Source organism: Methylocaldum sp. GT1TLB (assembly GCF_051027445.1).
GTDB lineage: Bacteria > Pseudomonadota > Gammaproteobacteria > Methylococcales > Methylococcaceae > Methylocaldum.
The window spans coordinates 3,170,374-3,195,589 of the sequence record NZ_CP194898.1 but is presented as its reverse complement, the minus strand read 5'-3'; the positions used below and the strand labels follow the sequence as shown (position 1 = coordinate 3,195,589).

Sequence of the window (25,216 nt, the reverse complement as noted above, 5' to 3'; positions counted from 1 at the left end):
GTGAAAGTCTCAACGCGACTAAAATCAGTTATTGTGCAAATTGAGGCAAAGCCCACAGTGGTTTGTAAACGCCTTGATCTCGTTACATAAAGGTCCATGATCCCTATCAGAACCGGCTAGTTCAGATACAACTCCAGCCTGTCCATATCAGTCATCAATGGTGCCACGATCTCGGTAAGCTCATCTCTCACGATTCTCTCGATTCTGTCGACTAAGTTGCTCTGAAGCAGATACTCCCAGTTATGGGGATACTTTTGTCGAACGACAAACAAAAGAAACGCAAGAGGCGTCAGTTCCCGTTTTACGCCGAGCCGAATTTCGTTCTCTAGCCCGATGTGGATATGGGCCGTTGGGTGTACTCCAGGTCTGTATGAAGATGGATCGTGGTCATAGCGAATAGGCGTGACTGAACTCCTGAAGGGACATGTTGCAAGATAGTCTTGATACTCAGCTTCCAATATTGATCGATGAACTCCGTGGTCATACAAGCCAAATTCTTCCCGAAATGCTGATAACGAGACCGCCTGCAATGGACAATCAAAGAACGTGTAGCTTGGTTTTGGATTGATAGCAAAGTTAAAGAAACAATTATCGTCCATATATAAATGGAACCAACGGTTTTCTCTGCAAATTAACCATTGATCTCTATAAGAATGTTCTTTGACGTTTCTAACAATCTCCGGGGTAATCTCGAATCCATTCTGGTCAAGCTCGAATTTCAATTTTGCATACCGAAGGAACGGACGAAATTGCGCAAACCATTTCATAATACGCCGTATTAATGTTGTGTTCTGTGCGTCTTTCTGTGCGTCCTTTTCCGTTTGCGCAACTCCTGAAGCTTACGAGATAGGACATCCTCTAAATCTTCGTCTGAGAATTCTTCAGTGAGCCTGTCGATAACATTTTCCAACTCTCCAGACTCAGCAGTTACTAAGTCTCGCTTCATTATCACGAGTTGTTCGCTGCTTGGATAAACAAACTGAAGTTTTGGGAAATGCTCCTTTGCCTTATCGAGTTCTTTTGCGAATCGCTCAGCGACAGTTCCCAGGCCAGATACACGCAGCCATCCCTTTGCTCGAGTCATAGCTGTAAAAACCATATTCCGCCGTTTGGCTGCTTTCCTGTCGAAAAGTGCATCTATGCCAACGAGGAACACGATGAACGCCTCGTTTCCCTTGGCCTTGTAGACAGTAGAAAGCGTTACTTTTTTTGCGGCACGAAAATCAGTTAAACCAAAAGAATCCTGTTGAAGGTTATTGCACGCAATGCCATGCCTGTTCAGCTCAGTGGCAATATTTCGAAAGTACGAGCGAATGTTCTTGTCATCGGCGCAAATAACAAGAATATCTTCTGGCGAAACCCCTTCTTCAGAAATGTCCTTAACGATTTGCCCGACAACATAGTCGATCTCCTCGCTAAATTCAGAGAAAACCTGTACTTCGATAAGCTGATTAATCGAGTTATCTTTCGAGATTGATGACGGTGAATTCTCTTCCGGACGCTCAATCACGATTTCTTGTCCGCTGATAAACTCTCCCTTAGTCACTTGGTACCCAAAATCTTCCCAATGTTCTTTGGATTCCAGCATCTGCACTATGCGTGGCCCATATATCCCGAAACCGAGCGCGTGGGCACAGACAAGAATCTCACGCGGGTTTCTGTAGCACTTGTGGAGAACAATATCTTCCTCAAAGTGCACTGCCGGCTCGCCTCGTTTGTCAGTACCGAACAAGACTTCTACAGTTGGCATCTCAACATCGAAAATCGTTTGAAGTACGTCGTATGCGATTACCAACTTCTCTTCATCTGCAAGCCGAAGAGCAAGCCTCAAAAAGGAAGGCGTAAAATCCTGAGCCTCATCAACGAAGATGTAGTCGAACAAAGAATTGAGAGAGCTATTTGAAATTAGACGGTTACACACATAATCAAAGGGCTGATGGGGATCAAACGCCCTAGCTTGGGCAAATGTTAGAGGCACTTCTCCATGTGCTTTGGCGGCGAACGAGTACAGCCCTTCAACTACGTCTCCTCCCCATGCATGGAGTATTCGAAGTTTTGCCCAGTCTGGATCGCGATCATCATAAAGTCGGTAGAAGCGGGTGATTAGCTGTTTGACATGTTGGTACAGGGCTTTCGTATAAAAGGTAAATGCAATCCGTGCATCCGGTTCGCGAACGTGCGTTAAAGCCGCCTTTATTGCAAGTACCACTGTTTTTCCAGATCCAGCTAACCCACGTATTCGCTGTGGTCCAGAAATCTCCGACATGTACGCGATTCGTTGATCGCGATCGAACCTTCTAATCTCTTCTTCGAGCGCAACGATGCGAGCAACTTTCGACGTCTGAGAAAACGGTTTGATATCTCTGTCAGGCGGCCTTATTAGCGCTTTTGAACCGTCAAGAACCGAAATAATTTCTGCAATAATCTCATCCGCCAGTGGCTTCGGTAACCTTTGGGCATCGAGCGTCCGTTTTACACTTCCGAGGCCGACAAGAAGAAGATCAGAATCCCCTTCATAGTCAACAGGTTCCTCAGGAGAAAACAAGTAGGCTTCGAGCGTTGCAGCGAGAGTATTTCGGTTTTTTCTCAGGCGAGGGTATCTGACGAGCTTCGAGAAAACCTGGCTATACGTGCCTTCCAAAGATTTGGCAGTATCCGAAGGTGTCTCGCCAAAAGCACGCGCGTCTTCGGGAAACGCGAATAGAAATACACCGTGCAATGGACTTACTAGAATCAGCGGCGCCGTAAGCACGACACCTTCTTCTCGGAATAGCGGAAAGTTGCAGAAAACAAAAGCACTTTCCAGCCTGAGATCTTCTTGGGTAGAAAGTAAGTAGTCAAGCAGTGTTTTGGCTACCGGTGCATTTCGAAAAGCTTGTTCTTTTGGATAGACTTCTAATGCCATAACTCAATTACCCCCCCAAATCTGTTCATTTAAATTTAATCTATCAGCAATTGCAGTAATTTGTGTCCCCGCGCGGAGGTTCGCCAGTGGCAACGATTCGAACTTACCTATTGACTCACTCTCCAAGTGCTGACAGGTCATGGAACGGCGATGGATTTGGTACACAAGTTCAGCGAACGTTATTGGTGGGATTGGGTATCCGCATTGGGCCGGAGCGGCAGTTCTCGCTCGTTCCCAAGCTCCCGCTTGGGAACTCTCCCGTCGAAGCTCCAGCTTCAAAAACAACTCACCACGCCCGCACCACTTCGATCAAACCTTCCTGGCTGGCATAGTTCCGCGCTGGAATCGCGCCAATGCTCGAGCATTTTCCGGTGTGGTGTGCGACCCAGGCTGCCGTAGGTCGGGAATCCCTTCCCGACGTCTTTGTCGGCAAAGGATTGCCGACCTACAACCATATTTGTGCCTGCATTCAGGGTGTGTGCCGAGTTCCCAATTCACACCGCTATGCTGCGGCGAAAAACGCTCTCGGCCTGATCCACACAGCCGCGCTTGACGGGGTTCTGGTGGATGTAGTCCATTTTTTGGCGCATGACCGCTTCCGATTCGATGAGTTGCGGGTGATTGCCTTCTTCCCAAATCTGATAGGTGCTTTCGGTTTTGTGATGTCGCTTGAATAGCGCCAGCAGCTCCAATATTTTGGCCGATCCGCGCTGCTCAAGGTACGCGACGATTTGCCTGGCCGTGTAGGACTTGAAGCGCTGCATGTCCCGGCTCAAATCGGGCGAAGCGGCGATGAGATGCAGGTGGTTTTCCAGTATGACGTAGCCGTAGAGCTGGAAGCCGGCTTCCAGCTGCAGGAACCGCCAGCAATCCAGCACGATATTCACAGTTTCCGGGCGGGTAAAGAGCGGCAGCCAGTGGTTGATCGTTGCCGTCAGGAAGTGGGGAGATTGATTTTGCAGGATATGGTAGCGGCTTCGGGGCATGGGTTTGAGTTTAGTCGTTCATTTTCGGGGACGAGTGGAAGCCGGAGCTTCCGATGCGGGGCTCCCAAGCGGGAGCTTGGGAACGAGCATGGTCGGCGGCCAAGATCGCCCACCTGGACTAAACTAAGCCTTCAAATCTTTTCGGACCGGGATGTGAAGGAATATCAATTCATCGAAACGCGGCGGGCGGATTGGGACGCGTGGGATCGGTGGCTGGCTGGCGGGCTTCGCGGAAAGGGGGAGCGGAGCGATGCTTCGGGTGCCGAGCCGGGGCCGGCGGCGATCACGGTTGAGAGTTTGCCGCGTCAGTTTCGGGGGCTGTGCCGGGATTTGTCCCTGGCGCGGGACCGCCGCTATTCGGAGCCTCTGCTCGATGCGCTGCGCGACCGGGTCTTGGCGGCCCATCAGCGCATTTATGGCGCCCGCAGGGCGGGGGGAGGCCGGTGGCTTCGTTTCGTGCTGCACGATTTGCCGGTTCTGGTCCGGAGCGAGGCCCGGCTGGTCTGGGCTTCGGCGGCGCTGTTTTTCTTGCCTTTGTTTCTCGCTCTCGCCGTGCTTCAGTTTTATCCGGACGGCGTGTATTTCCTGCTCTCACCGGAAACGGTGGGTTCCGTGGAAGAAATGTACGCCCCGACGGCGGAACGGCTGGGGCGGCCTCGGGATGCGTCCGACGACGTGATGATGCTGGGGTTCTACATTGCCAACAATGTGCGCATCGACTTCCAGTGCTTTGCAGGGGGCATCGCTTTCGGCCTCGGGAGCGTATTTTTCCTGATTTATAACGGGCTGGTGATCGGCGCGGTGGCGGGGTATCTGACGCAAGTCGGCTATATCGAGACGTTTTGGGGCTTCGTCGCGGGGCATAGCGCGCCGGAGCTGATAGGCGCCGTACTCTCCGGTGCGGCCGGCCTGAAAATCGGACTGGCCCTGATTGCGCCGGGGAGACTCCGCCGCGCCGATGCGGTCAAGCGGGCGGCGCAGCGGGCGGTGCATCTCCTTTACGCAGCGGCCGGACTGACTTTTTGCGCCGCTTTCGTGGAAGCGTTCTGGTCGCCGATCCGAACGCTTCCCGTGGAGCTCAAATACGGCGTCGGGATGGCATTCTGGCTCTCGCTGCTGGCCTATTTCTCTCTCGTCGGACGAAGCCGCCGTGCAGCTTGAACGACTCTGTCTGGATCTCCGCCGACGCACGCCCTGGGAGGCCCTGGATCTTGGACTGGTTGTGCTGCGGCACTGGCATCGGCCGGTTTATCGTGCCTGGTTCGCCACCATGGTGCCGTTCACTCTGATCGTGTTTCTTCTCCTGTGGCGGTGGCCCGCCGTTGCCGCAATCAGCGTGTGGTGGTTCAAGCCGCTGTTCGATCGAATACTGTTGAAGGTCTACGCGGAAGCCTCGTTCGGACGGGCGCCGAGCACGCGGGAGATTTGGCGGTCGCTGCCGGGGCTCATCCGGAATTCCGGCTTGCTCATAGGGCTGACCCTGGGGCGTTTCAGCCTGGCCCGTTCGTTTCATCTTCCAATCGCGCAACTGGAGGGCCAGCGCGGGCGAGCGGCGGCGGCTCGGCGCCGGGTGCTCGACAGCAAGACTCGGGGGTGCGCGGTATGGCTCACCTATCTCTGTGCGCATTTCTCGGCATTTCTCCAGATTTCGCTGATCCTTTCGATCGAACTGTTTCGGCCGCGGGAGATCGAGCCGGTTTTCGACTGGGCGGCTTTTTTTCACGGCGAGTCGGATGTCTGGCTCGTGGTGCTGTCCGACTTCGCGTATCTGGCGGGGGAGACCCTGATCGAGCCGTTCTACGTCGCCGCCGGCTTCACGCTGTATCTCAATCGCCGCAACGAACTCGAAGGCTGGGACATCGAGCTGGGTTTTCGCCGTCTGAGCCGGCGCATCGAGGCGGAATCGGAAGGGCGGGAGGAGACTCTACGGAAAGCGGCTCTGATGATGGCGTGTCTTTGTTGCGCCGGCCTGTTCTCGCTTCAAGCTCCCCGTGAGGCCTTCGCGGACCAGCCTCCCGCGAGCGTCGCCGAGACCGGCGAAGCGAAACGGGCGATTCGGGAGGTGTTGGCCGATCCGGTATTCGGCCGGGAAGTTCAGGATTGGACGTGGCGGTACCGAGATTCGGAGAGCGAGTCGCCGTCGGACGATTCCGGTGCGCTGGAGCTGTTGAAGACGTTTGCCGAGTGGATGGCGAAGGCGATCCGGAGCCTCAGCTTTGTCGCAGCCGCCGTTCTGGCCGCGGGCCTGATCGTTTTGCTTTATCGCTATCGCGAGAGATGGCTGATCCGGAGTCCTGCCGTCCGCAGCGTTCCGGAAACCCTGTTCGGCTTGGACGTGCGGCCGGATTCGCTGCCGGCGGACCTCGTCTCCGCTGCGAGACGGCACCTTGAGGCGGGGGAATATGCCGCCGCACTGTCGCTGCTTTATCGCGGGGCGCTGGTTTCTTTGATTCATCGCGCTTATGTCGACTTCCGCCCGGGGGATACCGAAGGCAACTGCCTGGACCGGATACGGGGGCGAATCGATGCGGCCGGCGAGCGTTATTTCGCCGAGCTGTTGCTGGCCTGGAAGCTCGCGGCTTACGCCCATGCCGCGCCGCCCGTGCCGCAACTCGCCGATCTCTGCGACCGCTGGTCTGATCACTTCGCGGACTAATATATGAGAGGCAGTAAAAAAACCTACTGCGCGACCCAAGTCCGCGCCTGCGATGCTCAACGTACCCCCTTGTACGCCTCCGCTTCTCGGCGCGGACTCGGACCGCTCGCGACGGTTTTTTCACTACCTCTGAGCCGAACGGTGATCTGGAGTTCGACGGGGGTTCTGGTGCTGGTCGCGCTGAGCGCCGCCTGGTTTTTTTCCAACTTCGATTACGTACCGGTCACGACTTGGGAGAAACCGGGCAAGGAGGCTCGGCGCGATCCTTATCTGGCTTTCGACCGTCTCATGGGGCGGCTCGGGCGGCCGGCGGTACGGGTCAGCAATGCTCTGGTATTGGATGAGCTGACGCCGGGCGGGGTGTTGCTGCTGGATCGCGGCCGCCGCATCTACGTCAATGCGCGCCGCGCCGACGCTCTGTTCGATTGGGTGAGCCGCGGCGGCTATTTGATCGTTGCGGCGGAATACCGCCAAGTCGACGACCCCATCCTGAAGCGTCTGGGGATCGGATGGTACGAGCCCCCGAAGATCGAGCCCAAGAAAACCGCCGCTACGGAGGAAGACGGCGCGGAGGACGAACAGGATGGAGCGCAGATGTGCGAACCTTCGGATGCGCGGTCCGACGATGAGCCGGATACGGTTGAAGTGCATCTTCCGGCGCGGGACCAGCCGTTGCGGCTGCAACGGACGTTCGGGTCAAACGGCTTGGGTCTGGTGCCGACCGACCCGGCACCAGTCTGGAAAGCGGGAGTGGTCGATACGCGCAGCACCGTGCTGCATTACGACTATGGCCAAGGCCGGATTACGGTACTCGACGGCTTCACGTTTCTCTCCAATCGGCGGATCGGCGAGCACGATCACGCCGAACTGATCTGGGGGCTGATGCGGCATTACCAGCCGCAGGGCGAAGTGCGTCTGGCTACCAGGCTCGAGGTTCCGACGCTCTGGGAATGGCTGGCCGAATCCGCGTGGATGGCGCTGATCAGCGGCGCGCTGCTGATCGCGGCCTGGCTTTGGCGTATCGTGCCGCGGTTCGGCGGGATGCTGCGGTCGCCGAATCCGGCGAGGCGCAGCCTGATCGAGCATCTTTCCGCCGTCGGACGCGCCGTCTGGCGTCACGGCGAAGACGGGCGGGCTCACTGGGAAAACGTGATGCGGCAGGAATTGCGGAGATATGTTCTTCAGCGGCATCCGCGCATCGCGCAGGTCTCCGAGTCGGAACAGGCGAGAATTCTCTCCGGTATGAGCGGGATTCCCGAGAACCGGGTGACGGCGGTCTTGGCCGCACCGGACAAGCTTTCGCCGCGGCATTTCGTCGATTGCGTGCGTACGGTGCAAGAACTCGAACAACGATTGTGAGGATTTATGGCGGTAACCCGTTTGCTCGATGAACAAGTGGACAAGGCCGGAGTGCTGCTCCGGTCGATTCGTGCCGAGCTCCGCAAGGTGCTGATCGGCCAGGAGCGGATGATCGACGAGGTGCTGATCGGTTTGCTCTGCGGCGCGCACGTGCTGCTCGAGGGCGTGCCCGGTCTCGGCAAGACGCTGCTGGTGAAGGCGCTGGCGAAGACCTTTTCCGGACGCTTCGCGCGGATTCAGTTCACGCCCGACCTCATGCCTTCGGACGTGGTCGGCCATACCTTCTTCGATATGGGCAGCAGCCAGTTCATTACCCGCGAAGGGCCGGTCTTCACCCATCTCCTGCTGGCCGACGAGATCAACCGCGCTCCGGCGAAGACCCAGGCGGCGCTGCTCGAAGTGATGCAGGAAGGCCAGGTGACTCTGGAAGGCCGCTCGATGGCCGTTCCTCAGCCGTTCATGGTCCTGGCCACTCAGAATCCGATCGAACAGGAAGGCACTTATCCGCTGCCGGAAGCGCAATTGGACCGGTTTCTGCTCAAGATACGCATCGATTACCCCGATATGGAGGAAGAATTGGCGCTCACCCGCCAGGTGATCGAGCGCCGGTCCGGGGGCGAATTGGCCGTGGATAACGTGGCGGTCCTGATCGGCCCGGAACAAGTGGCGGCGCTGCAGCGGTTGACGGCCCACGTGGAGGTGGACGACCGGGTGCTCCGCTATGCCGTCTCCATAAGCCGAGCTACCCGCGAGCATCCGCGCCTGTCCATCGGCGCTGGTCCCCGAGGCAGCATCGCTTTGGTCCGCGCGGCCCGCGCCAGCGCACTGCTGTCGGGGCGGAGTTACGCGACGCCGGACGATATCAAGGCGGTGGCTTTGCCGGCGTTGCGCCATCGCGTGGCGACTTCTCCGGAGGCGGATATCGAGGGATCGAGTGCCGACACGCTGCTCCGGGCGCTGCTGGACCAGGTTCCCTCGCCGCGCTTCTGACCGGGGTTTCTCGTGCTCCTGCCTCATCGCGTCCTTTTGATCGCGCTCGCCGCCTGGTTCGGTCTCGCCGTTCTCGCGGCAGTGTGGCCGTCATGGCTTGCGGTCTGGCAATTCGCTGGGGCGGCGCTGCTGAGCGCGGCGCTGGCTGACGGGTGGCTGGCCCTGAGTCGCCGCAATCCGGTGCGGGTCGAGCGGGAAATCGAGGATGCATGGCCCGTAGGGGTGACGCAAACGGTCCGTCTCCGCCTCGCCAGCCCCGAGCGCAGCGTCGCAGGCTGGGTGTTCGACCGCCATCCCGAGACGTTTTCCGCAGAAGGCTTGCCCTTGTTTTTCAAGCTGTCGCGCGGCCATTGGGCGAAACTCGGCTATATGGCGCAGCCCCTGGAGCGCGGACCCCATGTCTTCGGCGGGATCGAGTTGCGGCTTCTTTCGCCGCTGCGCCTATGGCTCACCCAATACCGGGTCGGCGGCGATGAGACGGTGCGGGTTTACCCGGATTTCGAAAAAATCACCCGATACTCGGTGTTCGCGACCGATAACCGCTTGTCCCAGATCGGCGTTCTGCGCAGGCGGCGGCGCGGCGAGGGTCTGGACTTCCACCAGTTGCGGGAGTATTGCCGCGACGATGCCTTGCGGCAAATCGACTGGAAAGCCACTGCGCGCAAGCGCAAGCCCATCGCGCGCGAGTATCAGGACGAAAGAGACCAGAACATCGTGTTTCTGCTGGATTGCGGCCAGCGCATGCGTGCCAAGGACGATGCCCTGTCGCATTTCGACCATACGCTGAACGCGCTGCTGCTGTTGTCCTACGTGGCTTTGCGCCAGGGCGACGGCGTGGGGCTTTCGACTTTTGCCCAGGCCGAGCCGCGCTACTTCGCTCCCCGCAAATCGCTCGTCACGGTGCAGCGCTTGCTCAATGCCGTGCACGACCTTCAGCCCTCGCTGCAAACGCCCGATTATCTGATCGCCAGCCAGGCCCTATGCGAGCGCTTGAGCAAACGTTCGCTGATCGTGCTCCTCACCAATCTGCGCGACGAAGACGAATCCACGCTGCCGCCGGCTCTCGCCATTCTGCGGCGGCGGCATCTGGTGCTCCTGGCGAATTTGAGGGAAACGTCCTTGGACGCTCTCCTCCATGAGCCGGTAACCGATTTGGATGGCGCCTTGGCCTATGCGGCGGCGGTGGATTACCGCCGGGAGCGCCGGCGGCAACTGGCCGCCCTGCGCGCCCAAGGCGTCGCCGTGCTGGATGTCGCCCCGGCGGAACTGCCGGTGGCGCTCGTTAACCGCTACTGGGACATGAAGCGTAGCGGCGTTTTTTAACTAAACCAAAAAGAAGAGAGGTTCCTATGGACACTACGGGTCGTGATCCGTCTTCCAACGATGCTTCCCACAATCCCTTTCAGGCTCCCCGGTCGCGAGTGGCCGATCCCGTTCCGGAGAATTCCGGCGTGCTTCTGGAAAAGCCGAATCGGAACGATGCCGGGCGCGGCTGGGCATGGTTGAGCGAAGGCTGGGGATTGTTCAAGGAGGCACCCGGAACCTGGATCGGAATTATCGTCGTCATGTTCTTGCTGAGCATCGTCATCAACCTGATTCCGGTCGTGAATCTGCTGTCCAGCCTGGTCTACCCGGTGCTGACCGGCGGGTTGATGCTGGGATGCCGTTCTCTCGAACAAGGGCGGGGACTCGCCTTTGGCCACTTGTTCGAAGGATTCCAGCGCAATTTCGGAAAGCTCGCGCTGGTCGGTTTGCTGTACCTATTGGGAGCCCTTGTGGTCGCGGGGGGAGTGTTCGTGGTCGTACTCGGCGGCTCCGGTACGATGAGCATTTTCGCGGGAACGCCGCCGGACGCGTCGAATATCATGATGGTGCTCGTGGCTTCCTTGCTCGCATTCGCCCTTCTGGTTCCGCTGCTCATGGCCATGTGGTTCGCGCCGGCCTTGGTCGTGTTTCATGACAAGAGCGCCGTCGAGGCCATGGGGCTCAGCTTTCGGGGGTGTCTCCGCAACATCATGCCGTTCCTGGTCTACGGTATCGTGGGCTTGGTTGCGGCGATCGTCGCGACGCTTCCCGTCGGCTTGGGTTGGTTGGTCCTAATGCCGGTGTTGATCTGTTCGACATACAAGGCTTATCAAGACATCTTCATCGCTTGACGCAGTTATGACCGCTTCCGCCGCCCCGCTCGACACCGTCCGATCCGTCGCCACCCCGGAGGGCTGCGAGCTTCGACTTCGTGTCGCCGGGCCGGCGGCGCGGGCGCGCGCCTTTATGATCGACGCCCTGATACGTCTTCTGATTTTCGTGTGCGCCGTGGTGGTGCTGCGGTATTTCGGCGCATTGGGGCAGGGTCTTGTCATACTGACTTATTTCGTCCTCGGCTGGTTTTACAACATCGCGTTCGAGGCCTTGAACGACGGCGCTACGCCGGGAAAACGCCTGTGCAAATTGGCGGTGTTGCGCGAAGACGGAACGCCGGCGGGCTGGGATGCCGCCTTCATCCGCAACACCTTGCGCTTTGTCGACGCTTTGCCGGTCGGCTACGCGTTCGGGCTCATCGCCATGGGGTGCAACGCCGACAACAAACGGCTAGGCGACATCTCGGCCGGCACCGTGGTGGTCTATCGGCCGGATGCCGGACAATCCGCCGTCATCGACGACTATTCCGAGGCGGAACCCCCGCCTTTTTCCCTTACCCCTTCCGAACGGCACGCACTGATCGAGTACCGGCGGCGTTGCGCCACGCTCACACGAGAGCGCGCGGAAGAACTGGCGGAATTGGCTTTCCCTCTGACTCGGGGGCTTTCTCCGCCCCAAGGACGGCAGAAGCTCTTTCGCATCGCCAATTTTCTGATGGGGCGAGAGGCATCGGCAGCCCGTAAGACGGATTAACGGGCCCGTGATCGCCGATCGGCGAAACCGGCGATAAACGCGAATGCCCCATTCCCGTGGAGCAGCCTGTCACCTCGATTCCGATAACGAGGCTGCATGCCGCACGGGCTTCGCGACAACCATTTTCACCGGTCCGACTGGGCGAGATCTCGCAGGATTTCAAAGTGGCCCTGGATAAGATGATCGACGAATTCGGTCCACGCCATCCGGCGGGTGGGTTCGACCTCCTGCGGCCAGGCGGTTTCTTCGTAGTGGAGCAGTACCGTGTTGGTGTCCGCGCTGAGCTCGATGATCTGAAAGCGGTAGCCTGTGAGATGATCTAGACCGATGTGTGGATGCATACATTGTGGCTCCGGATTGCCAAAAGATCAGCTGATGGCCTTGAGACCGATCCTTGACGCTGTCGATCCCGGAGGGTCATTAAAGCGTTATTGCCAAAAGATGAACAGCGTCGTAACGGAAATAAATCGTAGCCTGAGCAAGATCGTCGGTTTCGCAACCGGCGGAGGGGGGTGGCAAGGTCGCTTAAGCCGGGTTGAGCGAAGTCACTGCATTCCCTGCCGCTTTCTAAAATAAAAAGAGGTTGACCGCGGCGAAATAGATCAAAAGGCTCATGACGTCCTGCAGAATGGTTGCGAGAGGGCCGCTGCCGTAGGCGGGGTCCGTTCCCAACTCCCCCAACAGCCACGGAAGAAAGAGCCCGATCGTCGTCGCCACGCAGCCGGCCGAAAACAACGCCACGGCAACCGCCAGCGCCAGATAAAAGTCCCCGAAGATCAGCCAGATTATAGGGAGAGTGACGGCAGCCAAGGTAAGGCCGATCAGTAGGCCGGTCCGCATTTCCCCGCCGAGCAGCGAGCGGAGGTTCGCATGAGAGAGCGATAGCCCGCGTACGGCAATGGCCTCGGTCTGAGTGCCGATGGCATCGGCGATATAAACTAAACCCGGAATGAAAAAGGCGATAGCGATCCGGTCCTGCAATTGTGCCTCGAATTGCGCAACGACCTGGGTCGCCAAGGCGCTGCCCACCAGTCCGAGCATCAACCACGGCAACCGGTCCCGCGCTCGCCGCAGCGGGGCCGATTCCATAGCTTCCCGCGCCTGATGCGTCTCGCGTTTGATCCCGGCGAGGCGGTGCAGATCTTCCACGTGCTCATGTCGCAAGATGTGCATCAGCGCCAGGGGCGGTACCACGCCGAGGAAATGTCCGCCATGGTCGACGACGGGAACCGCGGTCAGCCGATGGTGCAGCGCCAAGGACGCCAGTTTCTCTTGATCTTCGTCTACGCGAACCATGGGCAGTGCCTTAAGAACGTCTCCCATAGGCGTCTCCGCGGGCAAGGCGATCAAATCCTCCAGAACGACACACCCGAGCAGCCGATCTTCCGGATCGGTGATACAGATCAATTCAGCGTGATCGAAGCGGTGTTCTCTTAAGCGAGTTTGAACGGCCGCCGCGGTTTCGTTCGAATAGGCGCGGGGTACGCTGGCCGTCAGGTGGGTGCCGGCCGTTTCGCCCTGGCGGTGATTTCTCTTTCGAGATTTCGTCGGGCGTCTTTTCTTTTCGATGGCTTTTTCCATATTCGCTTTCTGCATTTGTTCAATTTGGGGCATGACTCGGAGTCCAGCGCGACCAAGGCCGGCTCGTTCGAGTTTATCGGCGCACTTTCCCTTGCGACCGAATACCCGTCAAGTCCCGCTGCGGGGTATCGGAATTAATCCCCAAGCCAGGTTATACGTGTACCGGGGCGATCCTATGCGCATTTCTTGATGTTTCCGTGAACTACATTTCGTCACGTGTCTCTATCGGCCAATGGTCAAGGCCGAGAGAAAAGCGGCATTCCGGTACCGGGGCCTTGGATGATCGCTATTGGAGACTTCGATAGTCCGATAAACACGTTCAAGGATAACCATGGAGTGTGATCAAAAGATTTCGAAGTTGATGCGGAACTGTTACGCCGCGCTGCGGGCTGCCATCCCTATAGCGGCCGCCGTGCCGACCACGGCGCAAGCTGGCGCGCAGCGCCTATGCCGTGGCTTCGTGACAATGATGTTCGCAGAGTTTTGATGTCCTATTCACTCGCTTGCTTTGAGACCGATCGCCCATCATGGCTAAGAGGGTTGTACCCACACGGATTGACGCCGATACCTTTGCCGGCAGCTCGCGTGCCGCTTGTAGCGATTGGCGCTCCGTGCGCAGATTCCATGTCGGCACGGGCCACCAAGAGCCCACTTCAAGATGCCGGATATACGACTGCATGCGCTTCCTTGTCGCCATCCCTATCGATCGGTTTCTTGCGCTCGGGGAGGAGTCGATATACGCACAGTTAGGCTTGGGCGCTGACAGGCAGGGCTAGAGCATTTTCATACCGCCTGTACGGGCACTCGCGAGTAGGTCGGGAATCCTTTCCCGACGACACGTCCCGCCGAGCGTCTTCGTCGGAAGGGTCGCGACTAAAGCGACCGTTTGCGATTGGGAAAGGATTGCCGACCTACGAATGCTTGAATCCATTCACCCGAGCCGAAGGCGCCAACGACGTCCGCCAAGCCTGTTCTGCCGTACGAGCGAGATGAAAACGCTCTAAGTACATTCAGGGAAGTCTTGCGGCATAGGCAACCTGCAGGACAACCCCGCCAATCAAGCCAATCAGTCGAGATTCCGCAAATATTTGCGGAATGTACTCAGGGGAGCTAAAAGCTAGAAAATGATGAAGGAGATACTGTGCGCTGCATACGGTTCGACGATGCAGGGTGCACGCAACGCACCCTACATCGAAAGTGAAACCGATGTAGACGTGACCGTCCGTTTCGTGCGCGGACTTTGCGTCCTGCCTGTGGTGGCTTTCCGAGGCCCTCGTTTACTCGCTATCCTTACTCAGGGTCGGTTGGCCCATTCGCTGCACTAACTCCTCCACCCGTCGCCACTCCTCCTCAAGGCGGGCGCGGTCGATCTTCGATGGCTCTTCTGGAGATGCCATCTGTTTGGCTCGTAGCTGGTCAATCTCTTTGCTGAATAAGCCTTCCTGTTGCGCCGCAAGCTGGAGCATTAATTCAGAGTTCCCCTTCCAAAAAGTGCTATTTTCCGGGGGCTGATTGTACGACTCTGGGTGCCGATAATAACCCTGCTCATCCGCAGGCTTTTCTTCCTCTACTATTAATGGATGTGCTTGCGCCCAAGAATCCTTGCGAATGCCTGTTACCTGCCAAGAAACTTTCATCCCCGACTTACCTCCCGCAATATTGAAGCGATTGTTTGAAATCTCCCGAGCGACATGAAGGTTAGGGGCAGGCTCGCCAATAGAGGTGAGCTGATAGCGGAAGTCGCAATTGAGGGCTTCAAACCATTCAGGAAGCTCCACAAAACACTCCCCATTCCCGTCAAGAGCCGCAACCCCGTCATAAACATTCTTCATCTCGGCCGACTCGACAAATGAGTGAGCAAGGTACTTGTGCGCCGGCTCAAGGGGGTGATCGATCCTGAAGCCACCACCGGACTTGATTAAAGGACCAAAAACCTCGACTTTTCCATCGAGAAATGCTGCCCATCCATCTTCACCCCCTCTGCCGTACACGCCAATGCCCCTTTGAGCAGAACTTGTACCCCACACACCAACGCTGATGAAACCACCGCTGCTATCGCCACTCACACCGGCGCTGAAGAAACCACCGCGGCTATTGCCACTCACACCGGAGCCAGAGGCACTATCGCCACGCACGCCCGTGCCTTCTCCCGCTACGCCAGATACGCCGGTGCCGGTATTGACTGCTGCTCCGGCTACGCCAATGCCTCTTGTTCGCTCTGTGCCGGCTAAGCCGAACACACCCACTAGAGAGTTGCTGGAGCCCACGACGCCGAACCCGGCATCGCAGAGTCCGCGTACGCCGGCTTCGAAGCCGCCGGTAGGTACACCGAAACGTTCACCAAGTACGCCATCCCCATCGCCGCTAGTCCCGCGGACGCCGGTACCCCTGATGCTACTTCCCACCACGCCGGTGGCCTCGCCGACGAAGCCGGTCACGCCGTTACCACCGGTAGTGCTGGAGCCGAAGACACCGGAGGCGTCGGGAGTTGGAACAAATGTAACGCCCAATACGCCAGTGCCGGTTGCACTTCGGCCAAGCATACCTAGGCTCTGCAAGCTTTCGCCCGCGACACCTTCGCCCTCGATGCTGCGGCCAAATACTCCCGGATTTTGGATGCTGTGGCCTTCCACCCCGGCGATGTTAGTAGGGATGTTCGCTACGTTAGGAGGGAGAGCGCCGCTCGTACCGAACACGCCTACTCCGGTGGTGGAGTCACCCCACACGCCCACGGCGACGGGATTTCCATTAGCATCTACCGGCACCTGATCGCTATTCGCCGGCTCAAATCCTTCTACTCGTGCCATATTGTCCTCCTTTCATGGTTTCGCTGCGGTTGCCGTTATCGCTGTTTGTGCAGGAACTAAAGCTTGCGGTCATGACAGTGTTGATGTGAAGAGTCATTCAGGAGATGCGATGCCATTATCGAGCGGCTCTAGCTACTGCCGCTTGGCGGTAAATCCGGCGACCGTGAGGGTGGTGTTGATGAATCGGATCTCGCGATTGCGGTCGACGATCACAAACGCGACTGTCGAAGGCCCATCAAAGGCCGTTCCCGAGAACTCGGCGACACTGGTACCCGTGCCATCGGGATTGACCGAATGGGTGCACGTCTTGGACGTGAGAGGTCCGAGGATAGTCCCGTTGATATTGACAGTCGTGGTGACCGCGCAGCCTCCGTGGCCATCAAAGATCACCGTGCCAAGGGCGGCCGTTGGCACCGCTTGAGGGGCAGCGGGGGGCACAATCATCCCGAACTCCCCCGAAAATCCCCACCTTCCTTCGATGCCGCGTTCGGTAAATGCTGGTCTTGGAGCGTCCGCTCTCGAAGATGAGGCTAATGCCACAAAGACAAGCAATACTGTCAACGGCTGTAGGACTACCCCATACACGTTGCGATTGTGTTTCGTCATAGTCACCTCCTACGCGAAACGCCTCTTCGCCATAACGCATTTGATGAAAGAATCGGATTTGCCAGAATCACAGGTTATCGCGGGTGTGGCCGACGAATCATTGAAATATTTGGATGCCGAGGATGAAAGTGGCTGTCCGTCATTTCGATCCAAATATCGGCTCCCTTATGGGGCGGGAGGAGACTAAACCGATATTCGAAGGACACCTTGTCCAAGTAAAAAAGGGGGTAGGGATTGTATGTCTGGAGAACTGCCATTTGAGCCCTTATTAATCAGGCCTGTAAATACCCTCCTGGTATTTCGGGCCGCCGCCCAGGCCGGTACACGCCCGGCCTGGGCTCAAGCGGCTGGTCGCCGCGCCGGGGCATCCCTGCCCCGGATTAACCCGGCCTATATTTATAGGCCGGGTTAATAATAAGGCCCAGCAGCTTTGGGTACTAAGCGCTACGTGGGCAATATCAAAAGCTGACGTTCAGGCAAAGTCGCAATCATCAATCCGCGATCGTCCGCTTTAGCCGAAAATCAGGCGCATGGACGACCGCTACGAATGGCAGCTTCGAATCGGGAGTGGCAGTTCAAATCATCTGACAGTGTTGGTCCGATCCGGCCGCAACAACCTCAATGTACGAGTAGAACGGTTTTGGGATTTGCTCTCGCCTTACTAAAATGCGTTCCATGAGGCGGCACGGGAGCGGCAATAGCATGGCCGGCGATGGCTGCCGTCATATAACTGTAATCTCGTGCGGCTATTTTCACGCTTTTTGTAAACAGCGGTTTGGGCCGAGCGAGCGATCTGATTATGAGTGGCAGACCCATGGCTTTGTCGCACGAAGACTATTTGAGTCTCAAGCGGGCATATCGGCATCTCGAATATCCCGCCTTCGCCGTCAGGCTTGCCGATGCGGTCGGCACACCCTTGGAGAAAGGGCTTAAGCTTTTGCCCAAGCCATGGTACCGAAGACTGCATCGCTGCGCCGAGAATGCCATTTGGAAGGCTTTGGGCGTGGCGGTCACGAGCCTGGACAATAAGCCGGGGACGGCATCCCGCGACGTGTATTACAAGTTGCTCAGCATCGCGAGCGGTGCGGTCGGTGGTTTTTTAGGCGGTCCGGCCTTGCTGGTGGAGCTGCCGTTTACGACCATTCTCATGCTGCGTTCGATTGCCGATATCGCCCGCAGCGAGGGCGAAGATCTCGACGATATCGCGACCCGCCTGGCGTGTCTCGAAGTGTTCGCCTTGGGTGGGCGTACTAAGGACGATGATGCGGCTGATGCCGGGTACTACGGGTTGCGTCTCGCTTTGGAGCGGCCCGTTGCCGCGGCCTCCAGCTATATCGCTCGGAACGGCCTAGGCAATCGGGCCGGCGCGCCGATGTTGGTGGATTTTATTATGATGATCTCGAGCCGTTTCGGCATAACGGTCTCGGAAAAAGCCGCTGCGGAAATCGTCCCGATTGTGGGGGCGGTCGGCGGCGCTTTGGTCAACAGCGTGTTCATTCAGCACTTTCAAGTTATGGCACATAGCCACTTTTCGATCCGCCGTCTCGAGCGGAAGTACGGCCCGAAGCTCGTTCGGGCGGAGTACGATAAGCTGCGCGCCCCCGAGTACAGGCTGTCGTACGCGTCAGTTTAGCTTTCCTTTATTTAAACTTTTCGTGGTTCTTGGCCCGCTGGCATAATACCCTTGGCTTTTTATGCGGCCGAGGTATTTTCTTAATCAATGGGGTTTCTGGAATCCAGGGAGGTAGCGATGGCTGGTTTCGGCGATTTTCTTGAAAACGGTGTGGCCAAAGGCGTTGTGATCGGGCTTGGCATGGTGGCGGCCGGTGTCGTTCTTGCGCCGGCGCTGCGGCCAGCTGCACGAGCAGCCGTGAAGACCGGCATCCTGCTGTTCGAAAAAGGCCGCGAATGGGCGGCTGAAGCCGGCGAAACCTTCGAAGATCTGGTGGCCGAGGTTCGAGCGGAGCTGGCAGAGCAGGCGGCCGCAGCGGAAGGATTCGAAGCCGCCGAGCAAGCCGCTGCGGAAAGCGATATGAAAGGCTAAAGATGGTCTCGGCCTTCGTCGTTCATGAGCTAGCCGGTCGATTACGGCTGAGAATTCCCGAAAAGCGCAATGATTCGGCCTTTTTTGCCGCTCTCGCCGAACGTTTAGCCGAATGTCCGGGCGTTACCAGCGTCAAGCTCAATGCGTTTACCGGTAGCGTTTTGCTGCTTCACGCCGCGGAAACGAGTGCAATCGATGTTGCAAGGTATGCGGAGCAAGCCGCTTTATTTTCCGTTAAACCCTTGTCGGCCACACCCGTCCGCACGCTGGGTCAGCGCGCAACCAAGGGTCTCAATGCATTTGACCGCAGCCTTACCACCGCGAGTGGCGGGCTAGTGGATTTGCAGTCGGCCTTTTTTCTTTTGTTGGTGGGATTGGCGGTTTATCAGGCGAGACGCGGGCAGATTCTGGTGCCGGCGGTTTCCATGCTTTGGGAAGCGATCAGTCTGGTCGGTTCGGACAAAATCGGCAAACACTAGCCGGAAGCGCGCGTACTCTTTGTCGGATGTTGCAGACCATCTGAGGGAGCTGAAGGCGCTAGCTTAACCGCTGATGCAAAGGGCTTTTGCGGGGAAAATGCGCTTTCAAGAATTCCATTTGATCGCTCAATACCCGGCGTCCTTGTAGGTAGACATATTCCGCGTGGGTTGGGGTGAACGGAATGGCTAGGAGTTGCATGCCGGCTTGTTCCGGGGTTCGTCCGGCTTTATGGTTGTTGCAGCGCTTGCATGCGGTTACGACATTGTTCCAGGTGTCGGCGCCTCCGACGCTGATCGGAGTGATGTGGTCGCGGGAAAGGTCGCTATGGTGAAATCGGTGGCCGCAGTAGAGACAAAGATTGTTGTCGCGGCGGAATAGGGCAGGATTGCTTAAGGGCGGAACGTAGTTGGGATCGATGCCGTAGCCGTTGTTATGGTGGTGGTGTGTGGCGATGATCGAATTGACTTCGATGAGACTGCGGCGCCCCGTCTTGGCATTAATGCCACCCCGCAGCGTATACAGGTGGGTACCGCAGCTATAGGCTACTTCACCTAGATGATAAAGCTTTGCCGCCTCTTGGTAGCCTATCCATTCCAGCGGCATGCCAGAGGCATCGGTACGTAACACCTGTAGATGATAAATCTCCATAGATCCTCCATCGTTCGATTGTTGTCTTTCATTGCAGAATGGTTAAACACTTGATTTCCGGTTGCTGTCGTCGGTCGACTTATGCACAGTGTATTCAATTTGTTTGTCAAGGAAAAATTTGAATCAGTGCTGCCGCGATTAGATTTTTTTGTGACCAAATAAGGCATTGATAAAATTATAAAAAATAAGTTTTGGTCAAAATCTTTACAATTTAATGAAAGTCTAGTCTTCATGCATTTTTCGGCAACATCCCGACATCTATTCCACAAAGTTATCCACAGAAACTGTGGATAAGCAAGATTTTGCTTTTCTGCTAAGCGTGTTGCGGTTTTCCCGATTCTACCCGGGATTTGTGGCAGTTCGTTGAACATGACGAAAATTCTTAAGATCGCTGTTTCGGTGCCTTTGCGACGTCTGTTCGACTATCTTCCTCCTTCAGCTTCCGATATTCAGAGTTTGAAGCTTGGCGTCCGCGTCGAAGTTCCCTTCGGCCGTCGCCGAAAAATTGGCGTATTGATGGACATTGCGGAAGAATCGGAGGTGGACCGTGGACGTTTGAAGGAGGCGTTAGCGATACTCGACAGCGATCCCTTGCTGTCTTCCGACGATCTCCGGTTGCTCAACTGGGCGAGCCGTTATTATCACCATCCTATCGGTGAGGTCGTCGCAGCGGCTCTGGCCGTCCTGTTGCGCAAGGGCAGTGCGGCCGAGCTCGCGGGAGAACGGGTTCTTCGCCTGGTCACGGAGGACTATGCTTTCGCGGCGCAGTCATGCAAGAGAGCCCCTCGCCAAACGGCGTTGATCGGATTGCTCCGCGAGCATCCGAACGGCGTTCCTCATAGTCTTTTGAGCGAACTGGATTGGGACTGGCGCGGTGCTGTAGACGGCCTGGTTCGGAAAGGTTTGGCGTGCTGGTGCCAGAGCCGGGAAGCGCAAGTACCTGCCCACAATTCACTCAAATCTCCTCCTTTCGATCTCAACGAGGACCAGCAGCGCGCAATAGCCGCCGTTCGGGAGGCCATGGGCGCGTACGCCGCTTTCTTGCTGGAAGGCGTGACCGGCAGCGGTAAAACCGAAGTGTATCTGCAATTGACGCAGGAGGTTTTGGCGCGAGGCGAGCAGATCATGATCTTGCTGCCGGAAATCAATCTGACGCCTCAGTTGCAAGCCCGCTTTCGCAGCCGCTTCTCGGTTCCGGTCGCGATATTTCATTCCGGGCTCACGGAAACCGAGCGCTGCCGTTCCTGGCTACAAATGCAGCGAGGAGAGGTGAGTATTCTGCTCGGTACCCGTTCCGCCGTCTTCACCCCGATGAAGTCGCCGGGGATGATCATTCTGGACGAGGAGCACGACACTTCATTCAAGCAGCAGGATGGCTTCCGCTTCTCGGCGCGCGACGTGGCCGTCATGCGAGCCCGGCTGTTCAACATTCCTATTCTGTTGGGGTCGGCCACGCCGTCTTTGGAAAGTCTCTGCAACGTATCGCAGGAGCGGTATCGGCATTTGCGGCTTCTTCATCGCGCAGGCGGGGCGCTCCAACCCAGCTTCCGATTGCTCGATATTCGAGGGCATCGCTTGCAGGAAGGGCTTTCGCCGGCACTGATCGCGTATATTGCCGACACATTGAGCCGCGGCGAGCAGGCGCTGTTGTTCGTCAATCGGCGCGGTTTTGCGCCGACTTTGATTTGTCACGCCTGCGGATGGGTCGCCCGTTGCCGACGTTGCGACGCGAACTTGGTCGTTCATGCCGGCGACGGGCGTCTGCGTTGCCATCACTGCGGGTTCGAACAGTCCTTGGCCCGTTCTTGTAACGGCTGCGGCAGTGAAGACCTTCGCCCCTTGGGGCTCGGGACCGAGCGCGTGGAGAACGCGTTGGCAGAGTTGTTCCCAGGCGCCCGCATAGTGCGCATTGACCGCGACAGCACGCGGCGCAAAGGACGATTGGAAACGCTTTTGAACGACATTCACGAAGGCCGGATGGATATCCTGATCGGCACCCAGATGCTGGCGAAAGGCCATCATTTTCCGCGGGTCACGCTGGTCGGAATCACGGATGTGGATTCCGGCCTCTACAGCACCGACTTTCGTTCCGGCGAACGGACTGCGCAATTGATTATTCAAGTAGCGGGCCGCGCCGGGCGGGAAGAACGAATGGGCACCGTCGTTTTGCAGACTCGGCACCCTGGCCACCCATTGCTTCATGTGTTGATCAGGGACGGCTATTCCGGTTTTGCAAAAGCCTGTACGGACGAGCGCCGAGCGGCGCAGTTGCCCCCCTTTACCTATCAGGCGCTATGGCGGGCGGAGGCGACCGACATCGATGCGCCGCGAAGCTTCTTGGGGCGAGTTGCCGATCTTGCGAACGAGCGACCGTCGCCCGAATTGTTGGTGTTGGGGCCGGTTCCCGCACCGATGGCGCGGCGAGCCGGACGGCAGCGTTATCAACTGCTGTTTCAATCCGCCAGGCGCAATCTGCTGCACGGACTTATCGAGTCACTGCTGCCGTTGATTTCGGAACTTGATGAAGCCAAGCGAGTCCGTTGGTCTATAGACGTCGATCCGGTCGACCTTTATTGATAGCGGCTAGTGGCGCCGTTTACAGGTTCGCTTGATCTTGGCTTCTTTTTCTCCCGGACTCCAATTAGCATGGCGCTGGAGTCGAGTGTCGCGACGGCCTTGGGTTTCCCAAATACCACTCACAAGACATGCGAGGAATCTATGTTCCCATTACGAGACGAAAATCCGATTGTCAGGAGGCCAGTGGCGACGATTGCGATAATCGGCCTGAATATCGCCAGTTGGGTTTTTGTTCAAGGCTTGGGTAACGGCGAGCCGCTGGCGTGGTCCTTGTGCAATTATGGCTTGATCCCGGGTGAGCTGTTCGATCGTGTACCGGCCGGAACCGTCATTCCCCTCGGAGAAAATCTGGGCTGCGAGCTGACCGGGGACACGTCCGTCCTGACCCTGGTGACCCATATGTTCCTCCACGGCGGGTGGTTTCACATCATCGGAAATCTCTGGTTCCTTTGGGTGTTCGGCGACAACGTCGAAGACTCGATGGGGCCGATACGGTTCGTTATTTTTTATCTCGCATGTGGCTTGGCCGCCGCCGGCGCTCAGATCTTCACCGATCCGGCTGCGGCAATACCCATGGTGGGTGCGTCCGGCGCGATCGGAGGGGTAATGGGAGCGTATGCTCGGCTCTATCCGAGGGCCAGAATAGTGACGCTGATCTTCCTCGGATTCTATGTGACTACCGTGGCTTTGCCTGCCATTGCCATGCTGGGATATTGGTTCTTCATCCAGATCGCAGGTGGACTCCCAGCCCTGCAAGAGGCTGGCGGTGGCGTGGCGTTCTGGGCACACGTGGGGGGATTTCTGGCTGGCCTGATTTTGGCTGGTCCCATGCATCGACCGGATTATCTGGCTCAGCATCTTCGGCATGCGGCGGGGCCGTATGACCGCTACTGATTTTCAGTCTGTCGACGTTCTGCCGAGAGCGAGCCTTACGCCGGCTGCCGTTTTCTGAGCATAGGGCGCATATCCACCAGGGCGACGATCAGGAGGTAAAGCCCGAGGAATGCCGTGCCGACCGTCCAGGACGTCAAGCCGCACGACTCCACCAGATCTTTGTGTCCGCCGTACAGCAATAATCCGAGCAGGAGATAGCCCACGATCTTTCCTAGCGGATAACGCACCGGGTAATAGTATTGACCGAGAGCGTAGGAAATGACGGTCATCGTGGCATAACACGCCAGCGTCGCCCAGGCCGAGCCCATGTAGCCCATGATCGGAATCCACCATATATTCAGGCCGATGGTGAGCGCGGCGCCGATCAAGGATACCCATGCCCCCATCAGGGTTCGATCGGTGAGTTTGTACCAGATCGACAGGTTGACGTAGATGCCCAGGAACAGATTGGCCAAGAGCAAAACGGGCACGACGTGAAGCCCTTCCCGGTATTCCACGCCGACGAAGTACTTGAATACGTCGATGTACAGGGTCACCACCAGGAAGATGAATACGCAGAAGATCACGAAATAATTCATCACGAGCGCATAAGCGCGCTTTGCGTCCGCCCGTCCGGCATATGCAAAAAAGAAGGGTTCGCCTGCATAACGGAAGGCCTGTATGAAGAGCGACATCAGGATCGACAGCTTGTAGCACGCGCCATAGATGCCCAGCATGCGCAGATTGGTTGCAAGATCATAGGGCAGCAGAAATTTCAGGATGGCGCGGTCGAGCATTTCGTTGACCATCCCCGCAAATCCGATCACCACCATCGGCAGAGAGTAAGCCAGCAAGCTTTTCAGGAGTCGCGAATCGAGCCCATGCCGCAAGCTTTTGAATTGCGGCAGGAGCAGCAGGAGCTTGAACGCGCTGGCCGCAAGATTTGCCAGGAAGATATAGCCGACACCGATAGCCGGATCGTACAAACGCGCTCCAAGCGAGTTCGGCCAAAGCTCCTCGGCCTTTTTGCAATAAACCAGGAAGAACAGGTTGAGTCCTATGGCGAGTACGATTTCGATCAGTTTGATGCCGGCAAAGCGCCAAGCCCGGTTTTCGGAGCGCAGTTTGGCGAACGGCAGTGCGGAGATGGAATCGAGCGCCAGAATCGCGCCGAACCACACCAGATATTCCGGATGCTCCGAATAGCGGAGCAGCGCCGCAAGCGGTTCGCGAAATACGACGATTCCGGAGACAAACGCCAGGTTCGCCAATATCAAGAAGACGAGCGCCGTCGAGTATACGGTGTCCGACCGGAGTTCTTCCCGGTTGCTGAAGCGGAAAAAGCCCGTTTCCAGGCCGAACACCAGGAGTACGGCGAAAAAGCCGGCGTAGGCATAAAACTCCGAAACGATGCCGTATTCCTGCGCCGGAAACGTATAGGTGTACAGCGGAACCAGCAGATAGTTGAGGAATCTGCCGATGATGCTGCTCAAGCCGTAGATGACGGTTTGCGAGGCAAGCTTGCGGAGAGGGTTCAAAAGTTGATGCGCCGGCGATGTTTGAAGGCCGTCATTTTATGGCGAGTCCGGATGGACGCCAAAATCGTGTGCGGTTTCTCATGCGTTCCAACCCGTGTCACGACGTTCTCGTTTAAGAGTTGCCGTTTGTGGGAAGTTTTCGCGAATTCATAGATGTTCGCGTCGGCATTTGCATGGTTTTTCGGATAAAAGTAATCAAATTATGCTCATCTAAGCTTGTCAAACTAAAATTGGTTGTTTTCGAAGCAAAGTCAATGATGAAGGCCGAGTTTTA

Annotated in this window: 21 protein-coding genes; 12 read left to right on the top strand and 9 right to left on the bottom strand. The window is 57.3% G+C overall.

The features are described from left to right. Window positions 1-116 precede the first annotated feature (116 nt). The 3 genes from ACR2R1_RS13850 to ACR2R1_RS13840 form a co-directional block, all read right to left on the bottom strand. A complete protein-coding gene (locus ACR2R1_RS13850) occupies window positions 117-722 on the bottom strand; it encodes a DUF2290 domain-containing protein (RefSeq protein WP_166642618.1) in 606 nt (201 codons plus the stop codon). Between the two features lie 56 nt (window positions 723-778). Further along, the gene (locus ACR2R1_RS13845) at window positions 779-2,905 is read right to left on the bottom strand and encodes a DEAD/DEAH box helicase (protein WP_434110537.1); all 2,127 of its coding nucleotides are present in this window, start codon (window positions 2,903-2,905) and stop codon (window positions 779-781) included. 494 nt (window positions 2,906-3,399) lie between these two features. Continuing rightward, a complete protein-coding gene (locus tag ACR2R1_RS13840; protein ID WP_434110535.1) occupies window positions 3,400-3,891 on the bottom strand; it encodes an REP-associated tyrosine transposase in 492 nt (163 codons plus the stop codon). A 153-nt stretch (window positions 3,892-4,044) separates the two neighbouring features. Between ACR2R1_RS13840 and ACR2R1_RS13835 the strand changes: the two genes are divergently transcribed. The 7 genes from ACR2R1_RS13835 to ACR2R1_RS13805 are packed head-to-tail and all read left to right on the top strand — an operon-like array spanning window position 4,045 to window position 11,788. Continuing rightward, a complete protein-coding gene (locus ACR2R1_RS13835; protein ID WP_434110533.1) occupies window positions 4,045-5,052 on the top strand; it encodes a stage II sporulation protein M in 1,008 nt (335 codons plus the stop codon). Continuing rightward, the gene (locus ACR2R1_RS13830; RefSeq protein ID WP_434110531.1) at window positions 5,042-6,547 is read left to right on the top strand and encodes a hypothetical protein; all 1,506 of its coding nucleotides are present in this window, start codon (window positions 5,042-5,044) and stop codon (window positions 6,545-6,547) included. The genes ACR2R1_RS13835 and ACR2R1_RS13830 overlap by 11 nt, the downstream gene beginning before the upstream one ends. Before the next feature lie 3 nt (window positions 6,548-6,550). Beyond that, the gene (locus ACR2R1_RS13825; protein ID WP_156881657.1) at window positions 6,551-7,906 is read left to right on the top strand and encodes a DUF4350 domain-containing protein; all 1,356 of its coding nucleotides are present in this window, start codon (window positions 6,551-6,553) and stop codon (window positions 7,904-7,906) included. 6 nt (window positions 7,907-7,912) lie between these two features. Then, a complete protein-coding gene (locus ACR2R1_RS13820) occupies window positions 7,913-8,896 on the top strand; it encodes an AAA family ATPase (protein ID WP_156881658.1) in 984 nt (327 codons plus the stop codon). A 12-nt stretch (window positions 8,897-8,908) separates the two neighbouring features. Continuing rightward, window positions 8,909-10,219 carry a DUF58 domain-containing protein gene (locus ACR2R1_RS13815; protein ID WP_434110529.1) on the top strand — a complete coding sequence of 437 codons (1,311 nt, stop codon included), beginning with the start codon at window positions 8,909-8,911 and terminating at the stop codon, window positions 10,217-10,219. 26 nt (window positions 10,220-10,245) lie between these two features. Continuing rightward, window positions 10,246-11,052, top strand: coding sequence for a BPSS1780 family membrane protein (locus ACR2R1_RS13810; protein ID WP_434110527.1), 807 nt, complete (start codon window positions 10,246-10,248; stop codon window positions 11,050-11,052). Between the two features lie 7 nt (window positions 11,053-11,059). Continuing rightward, a complete protein-coding gene (locus ACR2R1_RS13805; RefSeq protein WP_077730880.1) occupies window positions 11,060-11,788 on the top strand; it encodes an RDD family protein in 729 nt (242 codons plus the stop codon). 125 nt (window positions 11,789-11,913) lie between these two features. Here ACR2R1_RS13805 and ACR2R1_RS13800 read toward each other — a convergent pair whose 3' ends face one another. The 4 genes from ACR2R1_RS13800 to ACR2R1_RS13785 all read right to left on the bottom strand — a co-directional run bounded on the left by ACR2R1_RS13800 (window position 11,914) and on the right by ACR2R1_RS13785 (window position 16,782). Continuing rightward, window positions 11,914-12,129 (bottom strand): hypothetical protein, encoded by a 216-nt coding sequence (locus tag ACR2R1_RS13800; protein WP_086133479.1) that lies wholly within the window; start codon window positions 12,127-12,129, stop codon window positions 11,914-11,916. Window positions 12,130-12,355: 226 nt separating this feature from the next. After that, window positions 12,356-13,402 (bottom strand): magnesium transporter, encoded by a 1,047-nt coding sequence (locus ACR2R1_RS13795; RefSeq protein ID WP_347257810.1) that lies wholly within the window; start codon window positions 13,400-13,402, stop codon window positions 12,356-12,358. A 1,244-nt stretch (window positions 13,403-14,646) separates the two neighbouring features. After that, complete coding sequence (locus tag ACR2R1_RS13790) at window positions 14,647-16,176, bottom strand: hypothetical protein (RefSeq protein WP_156881662.1); 1,530 nt, start codon at window positions 16,174-16,176, stop codon at window positions 14,647-14,649. A gap of 132 nt (window positions 16,177-16,308) precedes the next feature. Continuing rightward, window positions 16,309-16,782: a hypothetical protein gene (locus ACR2R1_RS13785; RefSeq protein ID WP_156881663.1), complete on the bottom strand. Its 474-nt coding sequence runs from the start codon at window positions 16,780-16,782 to the stop codon at window positions 16,309-16,311. An 814-nt stretch (window positions 16,783-17,596) separates the two neighbouring features. Here ACR2R1_RS13785 and ACR2R1_RS13780 point away from each other — a divergent pair. The 3 genes from ACR2R1_RS13780 (at window position 17,597) to ACR2R1_RS13770 (ending at window position 19,305) form a co-directional block, all read left to right on the top strand. Further along, window positions 17,597-18,415: an EcsC family protein gene (locus ACR2R1_RS13780; protein WP_434110524.1), complete on the top strand. Its 819-nt coding sequence runs from the start codon at window positions 17,597-17,599 to the stop codon at window positions 18,413-18,415. 117 nt (window positions 18,416-18,532) lie between these two features. Continuing rightward, complete coding sequence (locus ACR2R1_RS13775; RefSeq protein WP_133718103.1) at window positions 18,533-18,826, top strand: DUF5132 domain-containing protein; 294 nt, start codon at window positions 18,533-18,535, stop codon at window positions 18,824-18,826. 2 nt (window positions 18,827-18,828) lie between these two features. Then, window positions 18,829-19,305: an HMA2 domain-containing protein gene (locus ACR2R1_RS13770; protein WP_434110522.1), complete on the top strand. Its 477-nt coding sequence runs from the start codon at window positions 18,829-18,831 to the stop codon at window positions 19,303-19,305. Window positions 19,306-19,363: 58 nt separating this feature from the next. Here the strand turns inward: ACR2R1_RS13770 and ACR2R1_RS13765 are convergent, their stop codons facing one another. Continuing rightward, complete coding sequence (locus tag ACR2R1_RS13765) at window positions 19,364-19,954, bottom strand: HNH endonuclease (RefSeq protein ID WP_077730887.1); 591 nt, start codon at window positions 19,952-19,954, stop codon at window positions 19,364-19,366. A gap of 369 nt (window positions 19,955-20,323) precedes the next feature. Between ACR2R1_RS13765 and ACR2R1_RS13760 the strand changes: the two genes are divergently transcribed. Beyond that, window positions 20,324-22,531, top strand: coding sequence for a primosomal protein N' (locus tag ACR2R1_RS13760; protein ID WP_434110520.1), 2,208 nt, complete (start codon window positions 20,324-20,326; stop codon window positions 22,529-22,531). 183 nt (window positions 22,532-22,714) lie between these two features. After that, window positions 22,715-23,425, top strand: a complete 711-nt coding sequence (locus ACR2R1_RS13755; protein WP_240502550.1) for a rhomboid family intramembrane serine protease — start codon at window positions 22,715-22,717, stop codon at window positions 23,423-23,425. 35 nt (window positions 23,426-23,460) lie between these two features. Here the strand turns inward: ACR2R1_RS13755 and ACR2R1_RS13750 are convergent, their stop codons facing one another. Beyond that, window positions 23,461-24,942, bottom strand: a complete 1,482-nt coding sequence (locus ACR2R1_RS13750) for a lipopolysaccharide biosynthesis protein (RefSeq protein WP_086133483.1) — start codon at window positions 24,940-24,942, stop codon at window positions 23,461-23,463. Between the last annotated feature and the right edge of the window lie 274 nt (window positions 24,943-25,216).

Excerpts from the sequence above, each read along its gene's own strand:
- ACR2R1_RS13800 (WP_086133479.1), bottom strand. The coding sequence starts at position 12,129 with ATGCATCCACACATCGGTCTAGATCATCTCACAGGCTACCGCTTTCAG.
- ACR2R1_RS13810 (WP_434110527.1), top strand. The coding sequence starts at position 10,246 with ATGGACACTACGGGTCGTGATCCGTCTTCCAACGATGCTTCCCACAAT.
- ACR2R1_RS13840 (WP_434110535.1), bottom strand. The coding sequence starts at position 3,891 with ATGCCCCGAAGCCGCTACCATATCCTGCAAAATCAATCTCCCCACTTC.
- ACR2R1_RS13760 (WP_434110520.1), top strand. The coding sequence starts at position 20,324 with ATGACGAAAATTCTTAAGATCGCTGTTTCGGTGCCTTTGCGACGTCTG.
- ACR2R1_RS13780 (WP_434110524.1), top strand. The coding sequence starts at position 17,597 with ATGGCTTTGTCGCACGAAGACTATTTGAGTCTCAAGCGGGCATATCGG.
- ACR2R1_RS13770 (WP_434110522.1), top strand. The coding sequence starts at position 18,829 with ATGGTCTCGGCCTTCGTCGTTCATGAGCTAGCCGGTCGATTACGGCTG.
- ACR2R1_RS13775 (WP_133718103.1), top strand. The coding sequence starts at position 18,533 with ATGGCTGGTTTCGGCGATTTTCTTGAAAACGGTGTGGCCAAAGGCGTT.
- ACR2R1_RS13795 (WP_347257810.1), bottom strand. The coding sequence starts at position 13,402 with ATGCCCCAAATTGAACAAATGCAGAAAGCGAATATGGAAAAAGCCATC.
- ACR2R1_RS13820 (WP_156881658.1), top strand. The coding sequence starts at position 7,913 with ATGGCGGTAACCCGTTTGCTCGATGAACAAGTGGACAAGGCCGGAGTG.
- ACR2R1_RS13845 (WP_434110537.1), bottom strand. The coding sequence starts at position 2,905 with ATGGCATTAGAAGTCTATCCAAAAGAACAAGCTTTTCGAAATGCACCG.
- ACR2R1_RS13785 (WP_156881663.1), bottom strand. The coding sequence starts at position 16,782 with ATGACGAAACACAATCGCAACGTGTATGGGGTAGTCCTACAGCCGTTG.
- ACR2R1_RS13765 (WP_077730887.1), bottom strand. The coding sequence starts at position 19,954 with ATGGAGATTTATCATCTACAGGTGTTACGTACCGATGCCTCTGGCATG.
- ACR2R1_RS13790 (WP_156881662.1), bottom strand. The coding sequence starts at position 16,176 with ATGGCACGAGTAGAAGGATTTGAGCCGGCGAATAGCGATCAGGTGCCG.
- ACR2R1_RS13825 (WP_156881657.1), top strand. The coding sequence starts at position 6,551 with ATGAGAGGCAGTAAAAAAACCTACTGCGCGACCCAAGTCCGCGCCTGC.
- ACR2R1_RS13805 (WP_077730880.1), top strand. The coding sequence starts at position 11,060 with ATGACCGCTTCCGCCGCCCCGCTCGACACCGTCCGATCCGTCGCCACC.